11 protein-coding genes are annotated in these 15,293 nt (G+C 68.5%); 4 read left to right on the top strand and 7 right to left on the bottom strand.

The annotated features are described in order from the left end of the window. Window positions 1-14 precede the first annotated feature (14 nt). Window positions 15-2,336 carry a DUF6049 family protein gene (locus AC07F3_RS14335; RefSeq protein ID WP_479113816.1) on the bottom strand — a complete coding sequence of 774 codons (2,322 nt, stop codon included), beginning with the start codon at window positions 2,334-2,336 and terminating at the stop codon, window positions 15-17. Between the two features lie 192 nt (window positions 2,337-2,528). Between AC07F3_RS14335 and AC07F3_RS14340 the strand changes: the two genes are divergently transcribed. Next, window positions 2,529-3,971, top strand: a complete 1,443-nt coding sequence (locus tag AC07F3_RS14340; protein WP_479113818.1) for a CCA tRNA nucleotidyltransferase — start codon at window positions 2,529-2,531, stop codon at window positions 3,969-3,971. A gap of 126 nt (window positions 3,972-4,097) precedes the next feature. Here the strand turns inward: AC07F3_RS14340 and AC07F3_RS14345 are convergent, their stop codons facing one another. From AC07F3_RS14345 to AC07F3_RS14355, 3 genes are all read right to left on the bottom strand, one after another. Continuing rightward, complete coding sequence (locus AC07F3_RS14345) at window positions 4,098-5,366, bottom strand: MFS transporter (protein WP_479113820.1); 1,269 nt, start codon at window positions 5,364-5,366, stop codon at window positions 4,098-4,100. An 82-nt stretch (window positions 5,367-5,448) separates the two neighbouring features. After that, window positions 5,449-6,531 (bottom strand): inositol-3-phosphate synthase, encoded by a 1,083-nt coding sequence (locus AC07F3_RS14350; RefSeq protein ID WP_365438994.1) that lies wholly within the window; start codon window positions 6,529-6,531, stop codon window positions 5,449-5,451. A gap of 50 nt (window positions 6,532-6,581) precedes the next feature. Then, window positions 6,582-7,265, bottom strand: coding sequence for a PadR family transcriptional regulator (locus AC07F3_RS14355; RefSeq protein WP_479113822.1), 684 nt, complete (start codon window positions 7,263-7,265; stop codon window positions 6,582-6,584). A 375-nt stretch (window positions 7,266-7,640) separates the two neighbouring features. Here AC07F3_RS14355 and AC07F3_RS14360 point away from each other — a divergent pair, with 375 nt between their 5' ends. Next, window positions 7,641-10,322, top strand: a complete 2,682-nt coding sequence (locus tag AC07F3_RS14360) for a transglycosylase domain-containing protein (protein WP_479113824.1) — start codon at window positions 7,641-7,643, stop codon at window positions 10,320-10,322. A 136-nt stretch (window positions 10,323-10,458) separates the two neighbouring features. Then, window positions 10,459-11,967, top strand: coding sequence for a glycosyltransferase family 87 protein (locus tag AC07F3_RS14365; RefSeq protein WP_479113826.1), 1,509 nt, complete (start codon window positions 10,459-10,461; stop codon window positions 11,965-11,967). Between the two features lie 91 nt (window positions 11,968-12,058). Here AC07F3_RS14365 and AC07F3_RS14370 read toward each other — a convergent pair whose 3' ends face one another. The 3 genes from AC07F3_RS14370 to AC07F3_RS14380 all read right to left on the bottom strand — a co-directional run bounded on the left by AC07F3_RS14370 (window position 12,059) and on the right by AC07F3_RS14380 (window position 14,736). Beyond that, complete coding sequence (locus tag AC07F3_RS14370; RefSeq protein ID WP_114038675.1) at window positions 12,059-13,090, bottom strand: alanine racemase; 1,032 nt, start codon at window positions 13,088-13,090, stop codon at window positions 12,059-12,061. A 66-nt stretch (window positions 13,091-13,156) separates the two neighbouring features. Next, a complete protein-coding gene (locus tag AC07F3_RS14375; protein WP_114038676.1) occupies window positions 13,157-14,275 on the bottom strand; it encodes a lipid II:glycine glycyltransferase FemX in 1,119 nt (372 codons plus the stop codon). Between the two features lie 146 nt (window positions 14,276-14,421). Further along, window positions 14,422-14,736, bottom strand: a complete 315-nt coding sequence (locus AC07F3_RS14380; RefSeq protein ID WP_479113829.1) for a hypothetical protein — start codon at window positions 14,734-14,736, stop codon at window positions 14,422-14,424. Between the two features lie 265 nt (window positions 14,737-15,001). On the opposite strand from AC07F3_RS14380, the gene rpsF reads away from it, so the two are divergent. After that, entirely contained in the window at window positions 15,002-15,292 is a 291-nt protein-coding gene (gene rpsF / locus AC07F3_RS14385) for a 30S ribosomal protein S6 (RefSeq protein WP_053724701.1), read from the top strand. Window position 15,293 lies beyond the last annotated feature (1 nt).

Here is a 15,293-nt window from a genome sequence, read left to right on the forward strand (position 1 = left end):
GGCCACGACATAGCTCAATGGTCCACTTTCTCACCCGGGCCGGGTGCGGCCCCGCTTTCCGGACCGGTGTCCGGTGTCGGGTCACTCGGCTGCCCGGGATCGGCGTCCGCCGAACCGTTCGACCGGCCGGGGCCGTCGTTTCCGTCGGACTCCTCGCGAGCCATGGCGCGCTTGCGGTGGGTGTACATCCTGATCCCGGCGAGCACCAGCAGGAGGACGCCGCCGGCGATGACCAGCATCACCGTCGGAGTGATCTCGGAGACCTGGACGGTGAACTCCATCGGTTCACCGTAAGGGGTGCCGTCCTCGGTGTAGAGCCGGGCGGTCACCGGGACGGGCCCGTTGGCGTTGGCGATGGCGGTGAACTTCACCGACTGGCTGCGGTCGCCGTCCACCTTGACCGGCTGTTCGCCGATCGCGGCGCCGTCCTCGCCCAGCTGGAGGCGGGTGGGGCTCTTCGGCTGGAGTCTCAGCACCAGGTGGTCGACGCCCTGCACCAGCTTGTTCTGCACGGTGACGGCGATCGTCGCGCTGCGCCCCGACATGGTCGCCGTCGACTTCTGGATGAGGTGGACCTGGTCGGCCAGGCCGTTCAGGTACAGCTGCACTCCGGACCGGTAGTTCTGCGCGCCGCCCGAGTCGCCGCGCCAGGACGTCGACATCTCCCGGTTGATCGCGTTGCCGAAGGGCGTGACGACCCGGTCGGGCGCGGACAGGATGACCTTGAACCTGTCCAGGGTGCCCTGGGTGTTCTTCATGTCCTGGAAGGCGTCGAGTGGCAGCTCCTGCTGACGCAGGGCGTCCGGGTACGCACCCGTGCCGGGCACCTTCGTGGTGGCGAGCGGGTCGGGCTTGGCCGTGGCCGCTCCGGACAGGTCGAGGGGCTGGGTCCAGCGCTGCGGGTCCAGCGCGTGCAGCGCGGCGGCCATCGTCTGCGCCTGGCTGACGGACGGCATCCGCTGGGGGGCCACGACGATGCTGCGCTGCTTGGTGCTGTCCTGGAGCGTGACGGCGAGGGTCTGCGCGAGGAACTCCTGCGCGGCCAGGGTCGAGGTGTCCGCCATGGACATATCTCCCTGGAAGGCCGTGGAGAGCCGGGCGTCGGCCACGATCGCGTTGGCGCCGGCGCCGATCGGCCGGGTCGCCGTGGGCGCGTACGAGAGGGCGCTGTCCCGCAGGCTGTCGCTGCGCGCGATCACGTTGTGCGCCCCGGCCGAGGTGGCCACGTCGACGATCGACGGGTCGACGGCGCCGTCCACGGGCCAGGAATAGTCCACGGACGGGGTCACGTGGAGGATGGTGTCGATGGTCTTCTGCGCGACCTCGGTGGCGCTCTGCAGATGGCCCAGTGAGCCCGGAACGTCCCGGCCGTGGTGGGCGAGCGAGGCCAGATCGGGGTCGGCGAACGGCAGCGAGACGACCTTTTCGCCCTGGACGGCGGCCTCCAGCGAGCTCAGCCACGCCTTGGCGACGTCCTGGCTGGTACCGGCGACCAGGTTGTCGCCGACCTTGATCTTGTAGTTGCGGGTCATCGCGTCGACGGTGGCGAGCAGATCCGGGTCGATCACCCAGGTCACGGGCAGTTGCCTGCCCAGCGAGACCATCTGCTCCAGCCGCCCGCCGGGGCCGATGTCCCGCGCCAGCGAGTCGTCGGCGAAGACGGGCGTCTGCTGGGAGTCCGAGCCCGTCTGGGCGGTGAGGTGGGACGAGGAGATCAGCGGCCACAGGAAGGTGAGCTGGCTCTTCTTGCCCTCGGTGGCCTCCGGCTGCCACGGCAGGAAGGTGCGCTGGATGCCGAGTACCTGGTCGTACTGCTGGCTCGCGGTCTGACCCGAGAGGGAGACGCCCAGCGGATACACGCCGTCTTCGCCGAGGCCCAGCTTGGAGACCGGCACGGACAGGGTGAAGTCCTGGCTGACGCCCGCGGCCAGCTTGGCGAACTTGACCGTGGGGCCGTCTCCGACCTCCGCCGCGTCTATACCGGGCGAGTATCCGGTGCGCCCGGCCGTCTCCTCGATGGCGCTGCGCCCGGACAGCTTCGTGCCCACCCGGAGTCCCACATGGGCGCCGGTGACGGCCTGCTTGCCCTTGTTGGTCACCGTGCCGGAGATCGTCAGCGTGTCGCTCTTGACGGGCGCCTTGGGAGCCACCGAGTCGAGGGACACCTGGACGCTCTGGCCGCCCACCGCGTCCTCGGCCGCGTGCGCCGCCGGGGCGGCCGTGGCGGACAGCAGGCCCGCGAACAAAGGAGCGCCGACGAGCAGCGCCGCTGTGCGGCGCAGCCACCGGCTGGCAGGTGAGGGAGTCATCCCCTGGGAATCTGCCGCCTCGGCCACGCGCTCGCCCGTCCCTCGCTGTCGTCGCTGTCGGTTGCTGCGTCCACGCATGGTAACGATGCGGACTGCGGCGAAGTGCCGCGGACTGCTCCACATGATCGGAAGAGTGCCGTACCGACGGGAGCGCTTGCGAACCGGGCCGGTGATAAACGATGACGTCCCGGTCGGCCGGGCCACGTACCCTTTTCTGTTGTGCCGAACGCCAACGAAGACAATCCCAGTGCACTGAGCCAGGTGCAGCGCCGCGCGGTGAGCGAACTGCTGCGGGTGTCCCCAGTCGCGGACGACCTCGCCATCCGATTCGAGGAGGCGGGGTTCTCGCTCGCCCTCGTGGGCGGCTCGGTCCGGGACGCGCTGCTCGGGCGGCTCGGCAACGACCTGGACTTCACGACGGACGCCCGGCCCGAGGACGTGCTGAAGATCGTGCGGCCCTGGGCGGACGCGGTCTGGGAGGTCGGGATCGCCTTCGGGACGGTCGGCTGCCAGAAGGACGGCTACCAGATCGAGGTCACGACGTACCGCTCCGAGGCGTACGACCGGACCTCGCGCAAGCCCGAGGTGTCCTACGGCGACTCCATCGAGGAAGACCTCGTGCGTCGCGACTTCACCGTCAACGCGATGGCGGTGGCACTGCCCCAGAAGGAGTTCGTCGACCCCTACGGCGGCCTCGAAGACCTCGCCGCGCGGGTGCTCCGCACGCCCGGGACGCCCGAGGAGTCCTTCTCCGACGACCCGCTGCGGATGATGCGTGCCGCGCGCTTCGCCGCCCAGCTGGACTTCGAGGTGGCTCCCGAGGTCGTCACCGCCATGACGGAAATGTCGGGCCGCATCGAGATCGTCTCCGCCGAGCGGGTGCGCGACGAGTTCAACAAGCTGCTGCTCTCCGCACACCCGAAGAAGGGGCTGCGGCTCCTCGTCGACACCGGGCTCGCCGACCACGTGCTGCCGGAACTGCCGGCCCTGCGGCTGGAGAGTGACGAACACCACCGGCACAAGGACGTCTACGAGCACTCGCTGACCGTCCTGGACCAGGCGATCGATCTGGAGCAGGACGGGCCGGACCTGGTGCTGCGGATCGCGGCGCTGCTGCACGACATCGGCAAGCCGAGGACGCGGCGGTTCGAGTCGGACGGACGGGTCTCCTTCCACCACCACGAGGTGGTCGGCGCCAAGATGACCAAGAAGCGCATGACCGCGCTGAAGTACTCGAACGAGATGGTCAAGGACGTCGCGAAGCTCGTGGAGCTGCATCTGCGCTTCCACGGCTACGGGACCGGGGAGTGGACGGACTCGGCCGTGCGCCGCTACGTCCGTGACGCGGGCCCGCTCCTCGACCGGCTGCACAAGCTGACTCGCTCGGACTGCACCACGCGCAACAAGCGCAAGGCGAGCGCGCTGTCACGGGCCTACGACGGCCTGGAGGAGCGGATCGCCGAGCTCCAGCAGCAGGAGGAACTGGACTCGATCCGGCCCGACCTGGACGGCAACCAGATCATGGAGATTCTGGGCATCGGCCCGGGCCCGGCGATTGGGCAGGCGTACAAGCACCTGCTGGAACTGCGGCTGGAGAACGGGCCCATGGAGCACGACGCCGCGGTCGCGGCGCTCAAGGAGTGGTGGGCGACCCAGGGCTGAGGGTCATGTTTCACGTGAAACATGACGGGTGACGGCATGCGGGCGGGGCGGTGTTTCACGTGAAACACCGCCCCATCCACATGCCCGGGGATGTGCCGCTGTCGCCTGTGACTGGGGTCCGGGCGCTCATGCGCGAGGAGTCCGGATCATGAAGGCCGCCACCGCCGCGTAGATGAGGGAGACCGTGATGACGAGGGCGGCCGAGCGGCCGTCCGGGGGGAGCATCAGTGCGGCTACCGCGGCGGCGCCGACGAAGGCCATGTTGAAGAGGACGTCGTATAGGGAGAAGATCCGGCCGCGGAAGGAGTCGTCCACCGTGGACTGGATCACCGTGTCCGTGGTGATCTTCGCGCCTTGGGTGACGAGCCCGAGGACGAAGGCGGCGACCAGCATCGGCGCGGGAGCGAAGGGCAGACCGAGGGCCGGTTCGAGCACCGCGGCGGTGGCCGAGCAGCCCACGATCCAGCGGTACTGGCCGAGCCGGTCCACCGCCCACGGGGTCATCACGGCCGCGGCGAAGAAGCCCGCCCCCGAGATGCCCACGGCGAGTCCGAGCAGCGCGAGGCCACCGGTCCCGCCGTTGTCTCCCGCCCCCTCGGCCCAGGCGTAGCGGCAGAGCATCAGCAGCATCACGGTCAGCGCCCCGTAGCAGAACCGCATCAGCGTCATGGCGGTGAGCACACGGGCGGTTGACCTGCGCTCGTTCAGGTGCCGTACGCCGTCGGCCAGCCCGCGTGCCGTCGAGCGGATCACCGCGGCCAGACCGGGCTGGGCCGCCGTGGGGTCGGGTCCGAGCAGGCCGGGCGGCAGGCGCAGGGACGCCAGCGAGGCGCAGAGATAGAGGACGGCGCCCAGGATGACCGTCGCGGCATCCGCGTCGATCACGAGGCGCAACGCGAAGGCCAGCCCGCCGCCGGCGGTCGCGGCCAGCGTTCCGGCGGTCGGCGAGAGCGAGTTGGCCATGACGAGACGATCGGCGTCGACGACCCGGGGCAGGGAGGCCGACAGCCCGGCCAGGACGAACCGGTTGACGGCCGTGACGGAGAGGGCGGAGGCGTAGAAGAGCCAGTCGGGCGCGGTGCCGAGCACGAGCAGCGCCGTGCAGCCGGCGAGCGCGGACCGCAGGAGGTTCCCGTAGAGGAACACCTGGCGCCGTCGCCAGCGGTCGAGCAGGACACCCGCGAACGGGCCGACGAGCGAGTAGGGCAGGAGCAGGACCGCCATGGCGGACGCGATGGCGCCGGGCGAGGCCTGTTTCTCGGGGGAGAAGACGACGTACGTGGCCAGGGCGACCTGGTAGACGCCGTCCGCGGCCTGGGACAGCAGTCGTACGGCCAGCAGGTGCCGGAAGTGCTTCAGGCGCAGGAGCACGCGTAGATCACGTACGACAGGCATGTGGGCAAGCGTCACATACCCGAAGGGTCCCCGTGCGCACATGGCGCACAGGGACCCTCAGCAGTCCTCAGGGATGCGAGCTCTAGCGCTCGACCTCGCCCTTGATGAACTTCTCGACGTTGGCGAAGGCCTCGTCGTCGAAGTACTGGACCGGCGGGGACTTCATGAAGTAGCTCGACGCCGACAGGATCGGTCCACCGATGCCGCGGTCCTTGGCGATCTTCGCCGCGCGCAGGGCGTCGATGATGACACCCGCGGAGTTCGGGGAGTCCCAGACCTCGAGCTTGTACTCGAGGTTGAGCGGAACGTCACCGAAGGCGCGGCCCTCAAGACGCACGTACGCCCACTTGCGGTCGTCCAGCCAGGCCACGTAGTCCGACGGACCGATGTGGACGTTCTTCTCGCCCATGTCGCGGTCGGGGATCTGCGAGGTGACGGCCTGCGTCTTCGAGATCTTCTTGGACTCGAGGCGGTCGCGCTCCAGCATGTTCTTGAAGTCCATGTTGCCGCCGACGTTGAGCTGCATGGTGCGCTCAAGACGGACACCGCGGTCCTCGAACAGCTTCGCCATCACACGGTGCGTGATGGTGGCGCCGACCTGCGACTTGATGTCGTCGCCGACGATCGGGACGCCCGCCTCGGTGAACTTGTCCGCCCACTCCTTGGTGCCGGCGATGAAGACCGGGAGGGCGTTGACGAACGCGACCTTGGCGTCGATGGCGCACTGCGCGTAGAACTTCGCGGCGTCCTCGGAACCGACCGGCAGGTAGCAGACCAGAACGTCGACCTGCTTGTCCTTGAGGACCTGGACGACGTCGACCGGAGCCTCGGCGGACTCCTCGATGGTCATGCGGTAGTACTTGCCGAGACCGTCCAGGGTGTGGCCGCGCTGGACCGTGACGCCCTTGTTGGGGACGTCGCAGATCTTGATGGTGTTGTTCTCGCTGGCGCCGATGGCGTCCGAGAGGTCGAGGCCGACCTTCTTGGCGTCGACGTCGAACGCGGCGACGAACTCCACGTCACCGACGTGGTAGTCGCCGAACTGGACGTGCATCAGACCCGGGACCTTGGTGGCCGGGTCGGCGTCCTTGTAGTACTCGACGCCCTGCACCAGCGAGGCGGCGCAGTTGCCCACGCCGACGATGGCTACGCGAACCGAACCCATTCCGGTTGCTCCCTGTTCGATCTCTTCGAAGGCCTGCGTGCGCAGAGCCTTCAGTTGGCGGTGTCCTCGGACGGATCCGGCCGGGTGCTGTCCCGGTGCCGGGGCAGGCCGCCCGTCTCTCCTGATGTGTTGTCCTGCTGAGCCGAGCCGGTGGCGGGGCCGGACCGCTGGTCCCGTCCCGCCCGCTCGCTCTCGATGAGCTCGTTCAGCCAGCGCACCTCGCGCTCCACGGACTCCATGCCGTGGCGCTGCAGCTCAAGCGTGTAGTCGTCCAGGCGCTCGCGCGTACGGACCAGGGAAGCGCGCATCTTCTCGAGGCGCTCCTCCAGCCGGCTGCGACGACCTTCCAGCACGCGCATCCGCACCTCGCGCTCCGTCTGGCCGAAAAAGGCGAAACGGGCGGCGAAGTGCTCGTCTTCCCAGGTGTCGGGGCCGGTGTGGGAGAGCAGCTCCTCGAAGTGCTCCTTACCTTCCGCCGTCAACCGATAGACGATCTTGGCGCGGCGCCCTGCGAGTGAAGCGGCGAGCGCGTCCTCGGGAGCGCTGCCCGGCTCCTCGATCAGCCAGCCGTTGGCGACCAGCGTCTTGAGGCAGGGGTAGAGGGTCCCGTAACTGAAGGCCCGGAAGATCCCCAGCGAGGTGTTGAGCCGCTTGCGCAGCTCGTAACCGTGCATCGGGGCCTCGCGGAGCAGCCCGAGTACGGCGAATTCGAGGATGCCGGAGCGCCTGCTCATCCTTCGCCTCCTCGGTCTTCGGGGACCTTTATGCCGTGCTGATGTATCGACTCGATACATCAGCACGATAGAGCCGAGTCGTAGCTGCGACAAGAGGGGCCATGGTGAACGGCGTCACATCCTCAATTCATAGGCAGCAACTTGCCTGATTTGGGGTGAACTTCGGCCCTAGGGCGGTTTTGAGCGTGCGTAGTCTGTGCGCCATGCAGATCACTGTGTGCCGAGTGACGTCAGGGGGCGTCGGCGCGTCCAGCGCCATCGGTACACGGGCTGCGGTGCGGCTCGGCCCTTCGTGGAGCCGGCGCGCACACCGGGGGGACAGGAACTCAGCTGCCGTTTTCAGGCGCTCTCGCCTGCCCGAGGAGTAGTCGTTCGATGAGCGAGCACCGTCGCAAACCGCCGCAGCCCCAGGGCGGTGGACGTGCCGCGGCCCGGCGCGCCGCGCAGCAGTCCTCCGGTCGCAGAGCGGCCCGGCCGACGGCCGGATCCCCGGACGCTTCGGCCGCTTCCCCGTCCGGCTCGTACGGATCGCCGTCCGCACCCCACGCCGAGGAGCCCAGCTACGGCGGGCGCGCCGAGGCCCGCCGGGCCCAGCGCGGGGGCGGCCGCAGGCGCGCGCCGGACGCCGCGGGGCCTCCGGGTGGGCCCGGGCGCAGGGCGGGCAGAGGCGGTGCATCCGGCGGTCGGCCCTCCAAGAAGCGGTTCATCGACTATCCGCGCTTCGGCAAACACGGCTGGCGCCGCTGGGTGCCGTCCTGGAAGCTCGTGAGCGCGTGCTGCCTGAGCTGTTTCGGCCTGCTGGTCGTCTTCATCGGCGTGGCGTACTACATGGTGGGCGTCCCGGACGTGGCCCGGGCGGCAACGGCCCAGAACAACGTCTACTACTGGGCCGACGGCTCCCAGATGGTCGCCACCGGTGGGGAGGTCAACCGCCAGATCATCCCGTACGAGCAGATCCCGAAGGCCATGCAGTACGCCGTCATCTCGGCCGAGAACAAGACCTTCGAGACCGACAGCGGCGTCGACCCCCAGGGCATCGCCCGAGCCCTGCTGAACATGGCCAAGGGCGGTCAGACCCAGGGTGGCTCGACCATCACCCAGCAGTACGTGAAGAACGCCCGCCTCGACGACCAGTCGCAGACGATCACCCGTAAGTTCAAAGAGCTCTTCATCTCCATCAAGGTCGGCGCGACCAAGCAGAAGAGCGAGATCATGGCCGGGTACCTGAACACCGCGTACTACGGACGCGGCGCCTACGGCCTGCAGGCGGCGGCCCGCACGTACTACGGCAAGGACGCCAAGGACCTCGACCCGAGCCAGTGCGCCTTCCTGGCCTCGCTCCTCAAGGGCGCCACCTATTTCGACCCGGCCGGCGCCCCGGAGATCGACCCGGCGGCCACCGCGCAGCAGAACACCAAGAACGCCATGGAGCGCTGGGCCTGGATCCTCGACCAGGAGGTCAAGGACAAGCACATGGACGCGTCCGAGCGCGCGAAGTACAAGATGTTCCCGATGCCCGACAAGCCGAAGAAGAACGCGAATCTCGGCGGGCAGATCGGCTATCTCGTCTCCCTCGCACAGGCGTACGCGAAGAACACCAACCCGGACATCGACCTGGCCAAGGGCGGCTACCAGATCTACACGACCTTCGACAAGAAGAAGGTCCAGGCGATGGAGGGCGTGGTCAAGCAGGTCCGGGACAAGAACATCGACCCGAAGAAGCGCCCCAAGGTGGACACCTTCGTCCAGTTCGGCGCCGCTTCGGTGGATGTGAAGACCGGGGCCATCGTGGCCATCTACGGCGGCGAGGACGCGACCAAGCACTTCACCAACAACGCCGACGAGACCGGCGCCCAGGTCGGCTCGACCTTCAAGCCGTTCGTCCTCGCGGCCGGTATGGAGTACGGCAAGCGCGACCCGAACAAGCCCGCCTCGCAGGCCGACTCCGATCGGACGCCCGTCTCGCCGGACAGCATCTACAGCGGCAAGAACAAGCTGAAGATCAAGAACTACGACGGCACCGTCTGGAAGAACCAGGACGGCAACGAGTGGCTGCAGACCAACGACGGTGACGAGTCGTACAACCCCCCGAGCTACGCCATCGACCTCCGCTACGCGATGCAGGAGTCGGTGAACACGCCGTACGTCCAGCTCGGCATGGACGTCGGCACCGACAAGGTGAAGCAGGTCGCCATGGCGGCGGGGCTGCGCGACAGCAAGACCAGCATGGCCTCCTCCAGCGTGCCGTCGTTCTCCATCGGCACCTCCTCGCCCAGCGCGATCCGGATGGCCGGCGCGTACGCCACCTTCGCCGCCAGCGGCACGCAGCGCGACCCGTTCTCCGTGACGTCGGTGAAGAAGGACGGGAAGGTGATCTACCAGCACGAGGACCAGACCAAGAGCGCCTTCCCGGCTGCCGTCGCCAACAACGTCACGGACGTCCTGAAGAACGTCGTCGAAAAGGGCACGGGAACGAACGCCAAGCTCAGCGGCCGCCAGGTGGCGGGTAAGACCGGTACCACCGACGGCAACCGGTCGGCGTGGTTCGTCGGCTACACGCCGCAGTACTCGACCGCTGTCAGCATGTACCGCCTCGACGACAACGAGACGAGCAAGAAGCGCGAGTTCCTGGAGATGTTCGGAACGGGCGGCCAGGAGAAGATCCATGGTGCGTCGTTCCCGTCGACCATCTGGCACGACTACATGCAGCAGGCGCTCGGCGACTCTCCCGCCGAATCCTTCCCGGCGCCCGAGAAGATCGGTGACAAGGTCTACGGCGGCGGGATGTCCCCCAGTCCCAGCGCGGTTCCGTCGGCGAGCTCCTCACCCTCGTCGGCTCCGTCCAACAAGCCCTCCAGCAGCCCGACGACGTCCCCGTCCCCGTCGCCCAGCAACTCCTGCAGCAAGTGGGACTGGACCTGCAACAACTCGGGCGGGACCAACCAGGGACCGACGAACGGCGGAGTGGATGGCGGAACCACCACCAGCCCGTCTCCCTCCAGATCGAAGCCCGGCAACGGCCCCGGTGGCGGCTGGTTCGGACCGTCCGGCGGCTAGGACGGTTGGTTGAGGAATGAGGGGCGGTGTTTCACGTGAAACACCGCCCTTCTGTTTCACGTGAAACGACGGCCTCGTTTCACGTGAAACACGACCGCTCCCCGTATCCACAGCGGTGTACGGCAGGATGTCGGGCATGACGAGCGAGACGAGCCCCCGTGTGTACGAGGACCGGCGCGGAGACTCCGCGGAACCCGTCGTGCGCCCCACGGAGCAGGACGAGGTCGCCGCGGCGGGCAGCCAGCTGATCGGCGGGCCGCTCGGCCGCTGGGCGAGGCCCGGCCACCACTGGCTCACGCCGATCAGAATCGTGGTGCTCGTCGCCCTCGGGATGTTCGCCCTGGGGATGGCCCAGAAGCTGCCCTGCTACGACTGGGCCTGGTTCCGGGGTGCCAATTCGCAATACACGCACGCCTGCTACTCGGACATCCCGCACCTGTACTCGCTGCGCGGCTTCGCCGACAACCTCGTGCCGTACTTCGACCGCCTCAACGGCGACATGAACTACCTCGAATACCCGGTGCTGACCGGCCTGTTCATGGAGGTCGCCTCCTGGCTGACGCCGGGCAGCGGCGACATGCAGCACCGGGAGCAGATGTACTGGATGGTCAACGCGGGCATGCTGATGGCCTGCACGGCCGTCATCGCCGTCTGCGTCGCGCGCACGCACCGCCGTCGTCCCTGGGACGCCCTCCTGGTCGCGCTCGCCCCCGCCTTCGCCCTCACGGCCACCATCAACTGGGACCTGTTCGCCGTCGCCCTCACCGCGGCCGCGATGCTGATGTGGTCGCGCGGTCGGACGCTCGCGTTCGGCATCCTGATCGGGCTCGCGACCGCCGCGAAGCTGTACCCCGTCTTGCTGCTCGGACCGCTGCTCGTGCTGTGCTGGCGGGCCGGAAAATGGCGGGAGTTCGGGGCCGCGGCACTGGGCGCCGCGGGGGCCTGGCTGGTCGTGAACCTGCCGGTGATGATGCTCGCGCCCGAGGGGTGGAAGAAGTTCTACACCTTCAGCCAGGAACGGTCCGTGGACTTCGGCTCGTTCTGGCTGATCATTTCGCAGCGGACGGGCAAGGGCCTGGACACCGACATGGTGAACACGCTGGCCGCGCTGCTCATGGTGCTGGCCTGTGCGGGAATCGCGGTGCTCACGCTCACCGCGCCGCGCCGTCCGCGCTTCGCGCAGCTGGCCTTCCTGGTGGTCGCCGCGTTCATCATCACCAACAAGGTCTACTCACCGCAGTACGTCCTCTGGCTGATCCCGCTGGCCGCGCTCGCCAGGCCGCGCTGGCGCGACTTCCTGATCTGGCAGGCCGGTGAGGTCGTGTACTTCCTCGGGATCTGGCTGTACCTCGCCTACACGATGAGCGGCGACAAGCACCAGGGCCTGCCGACCGAGGGCTACCAACTGGCCATCGCCGCGCACCTGTTGACCACGCTGTATCTGTGCGCCGTCGTGGTGCGCGACACCCTGATGCCGGAGCGGGACGTCGTACGCCGGGACGGCACGGACGATCCGTCGGGCGGAGTCCTCGACCGGGCAGAGGACGTGTTCGTGCTGGGCCAGGCGGCGCATCCCCCGCGCCACGCGGTGACGCTCGAAGAGGGGCCGCGGGTGGAGTGGGGCGCCAGGACCCCCGCCTCCTAGCGGACCTGTGAAAGGGCTCGGGCCCCTGGCCGACGGCGGCTGTCGTCGGCCAGGGGCCCGATGTTCTGCGTGCCCCGCGGGGCGGTCCTGCCTAGCGGTCGACCAGGCGGTCGAACTGCGTGGTGGTGTGGCGCAGGTGGGCCACCAGCTCGTCGCCCACACGCGGTTCCTGCGAGTCCGATGGCACGAACAGGATCGACACCTGCATGTGCGGAGGCTCAGCGAACCAGCGCTGCTTGCCCGCCCAGACGAACGGCGACAGGTTGCGGTTGACGGTGGCGAGCCCGGCCCGGGCGACGCCCTTGGCCCGCGGCATCACACCGTGCAGAGCCTTCGGGGCCTCCAGACCCACGCCGTGCGAGGTACCGCCGGCGACCACGACCAGCCAGCCGTCGGACGCGACCTTCTGCTGGCGGTAGCCGAACCGGTCGCCCTTGGCGACCCGGGTGACGTCCAGCACGGCCCCCCGGTACTCGGTCGCCTCGTGGTCGCCGAGCCACAGCCGCGTTCCGATGCGGGCGCGGAAGCGGGTCTGCGGGAACTGCTGCTGCAGCCGGGCCTGCTCCTCGGCACGCAGGTGGCTGACGAACATGGTGTGCAGCGGCAGCCGGGCCGCGCGCAGCCGGTCCATCCACGCGATGACCTCTTCGACGGCGTCCGAGCCGTCGGTGCGGTCGAGCGGCAGGTGCAGCGCAAAGCCTTCGAGCCGTACGTCCTCGATGGCGGAGCGCAGCATGCCGAGCTCCTCCTCCTTCACGCCGTGCCGCTTCATCGAGCTCATGCACTCGATGACCACCCGGGCGCCCACCAGGGCGTGCACGCCGTCGACCGAGGAGACCGAGCGGATCACGCGGTCGGGCAGCGGTACGGGCTCCTCACCGCGCCGGAACGGCGTGAGGACGAGCAGGTCGCCGCTGAACCAGTCCTTGATCCGGGCGGCTTCGTAGGTCGTGCCGACCGCCAGGATGTCCGAGCCGAAGCGGGACACCTCGTCCGCGAGCCGCTCGTGGCCGAAGCCGTAGCCATTGCCCTTGCAGACCGGGACGATGCCCGGGAACTGGTCGATCACGGACTTCTGGTGCGCCCGCCAGCGAGCGGAGTCGACGTAGAGGGTGAGCGCCATGGCCGTCCGGACCTTTCTGATGGCTGCGATGTGTCGGAGGTACGAGGAACGAGGTTACGCAACCGCTCAGCGGCGCGACATATACATGTCCAGCGCCTTGTGGAGCAGCTTGTTCAGCGGGAAGTCCCACTCGCCGAGGTACTCGGCCGCCTCGCCCCCGGTGCCCACCTTGAACTGGATGAGGCCGAAGAGGTGGTCGGTCTCGTCCAGGGAGTCGGAGATGCCGCGCAGGTCGTAGACCGTCGCGCCCATCGCGTAGGCGTCGCGGAGCATCCGCCACTGCATCGCGTTGGAGGGCCGCACCTCGCGGCCGATGTTGTCGGAGGCCCCGTAGGAGTACCAGACGTGGCCGCCCACGACGAGCATCGTCGCCGCCGAGAGGTTGACCCCGTTGTGGCGTGCGAAGTAGAGCCGCATCCGGTTGGGGTCCTCGGAGTTGAGGACCGTCCACATGCGCTGGAAGTACGAGAGCGGACGCGGGCGGAAGTGGTCGCGCACCGCGGTGATCTCGTACAGGCGCTGCCACTCGGCGAGGTCCTCGTAGCCGCCCTGGACGACCTCCACGCCGGCCTTCTCGGCCTTCTTGATGTTGCGGCGCCACAACTGGTTGAACCCCTTGAGGACATCGTCCAGGGAGCGGTTGGCCAGCGGCACCTGGAAGACGTAGCGCGGCTGCACGTCGCCGAACCCGGCGCCGCCGTCCTCGCCCTGCTGCCAGCCCATCTTGCGCAGCCGGTCGGCGACTTCGAAGGCACGCGGCTCGATGTGCGTGGCCTCGACGTCGCGCAGGCGCTTGACGTCCGGGTCCTGGATGCCGGACTTGATGGCGGTCGAGTCCCAGCGCCGGATGACGACGGGCGGCCCCATCTTCACGGAGAACGCACCCTGCTGCTTGAGGTGCGCGAGCATCGGCTTCAGCCACTCGTCCAGGTTGGGCGCGTACCAGTTGATGACCGGCCCCTCGGGCAGGTACGCCAAGTAGCGCTTGACCTTGGGGAGCTGGCGGTAGAGGACGAGACCGGCGCCCACGAGCTCGCCGTTCTTGTCGAACCAGCCGAGGCTCTCCGAACGCCATTCCGTCTTGACGTCAGCCCACGCCGGGACCTGGCAGTGGCTCGCCGCGGGCAGGCTCTGGATGTACGCCAGATGCTGCTCACGGCTGATGGTCCTCAGGGTCAGGCTCATGCGGGGCGCTCCTCGGCAGGTGTGTCCCCATGGGTACAGGGGCTCCGGCTCTCGTGCCGAAGCCTACTGGGCCGCAGGAGCGCCCCGGTTGGCCCGTACGGCACAGCGCCGTACGGGATTCCGGGATGGTGGGGGCAGGGCGGCCGTCAGCCGCCCACGACACCGCCGAAGAGCCCGCCGTGGGCCATGCCGAGGAAGAACCCGACACCGGAGGCGCCGAGCCCGAGGATCAACAGGAAGCGTTCGCGCGTCGTGGCCGAGATGAACTGGCCGTACGCGCCCGTGACGATCCCGGCCAGCCCGGCCCACGAGCTGACCAGGTGGAGGTTGTGGAACCACGCGGTGGTGAAGGCCAGCACGCCCAGGACGACCGTGACGGCCGCGAATGTGTCCTGGAGCGGATGGGGCTTGCCGTCGGTGGCGAAGAGGGAGACGGCGTTCGGTCGCACTGCTTGTGCCATGAAGCACCTCCTGGCGGAAGGCGGCGAAGGGTGACGCCGCACACACCCGATCTGTACAGATTGCGTCCCCTGCCCACTGGATTTCAACCGGAAGCGGGTCAACAGGTACTCTGGTCGGTCTGCACCGGTGTCAGCCGTGCCCGCGTACCGTCCCGCTCCTCACGGAGAGGGATTGTCAGTGGGGGCCGATACCGTTGCTTACGCATCACGACCCTCCTGCCACGGAACGACCGTGGCCGCTGAGTCCAAAGGAGGTGGGTTCCACATGCGTCACTACGAGGTGATGGTCATCCTCGACCCCGATCTGGAGGAGCGCGCTGTCTCTCCCCTGATCGAGAACTTCCTCTCCGTCGTCCGCGAGGGCAACGGAAAGGTTGAGAAGGTCGACACCTGGGGCCGTCGTCGTCTCGCCTACGAGATCAAGAAGAAGCCCGAGGGCATCTACACGGTCATCGACCTTCAGGCCGAGCCTGCGGTCGTCAAGGAGCTCGACCGTCAGATGAACCTGAACGAGTCGGTCCTCCGGACCAAGGTCCTCCGTCCCGAGACCCACTGAG

The sequence above is a fragment of the Streptomyces sp. NPDC045846 genome (assembly GCF_056431605.1).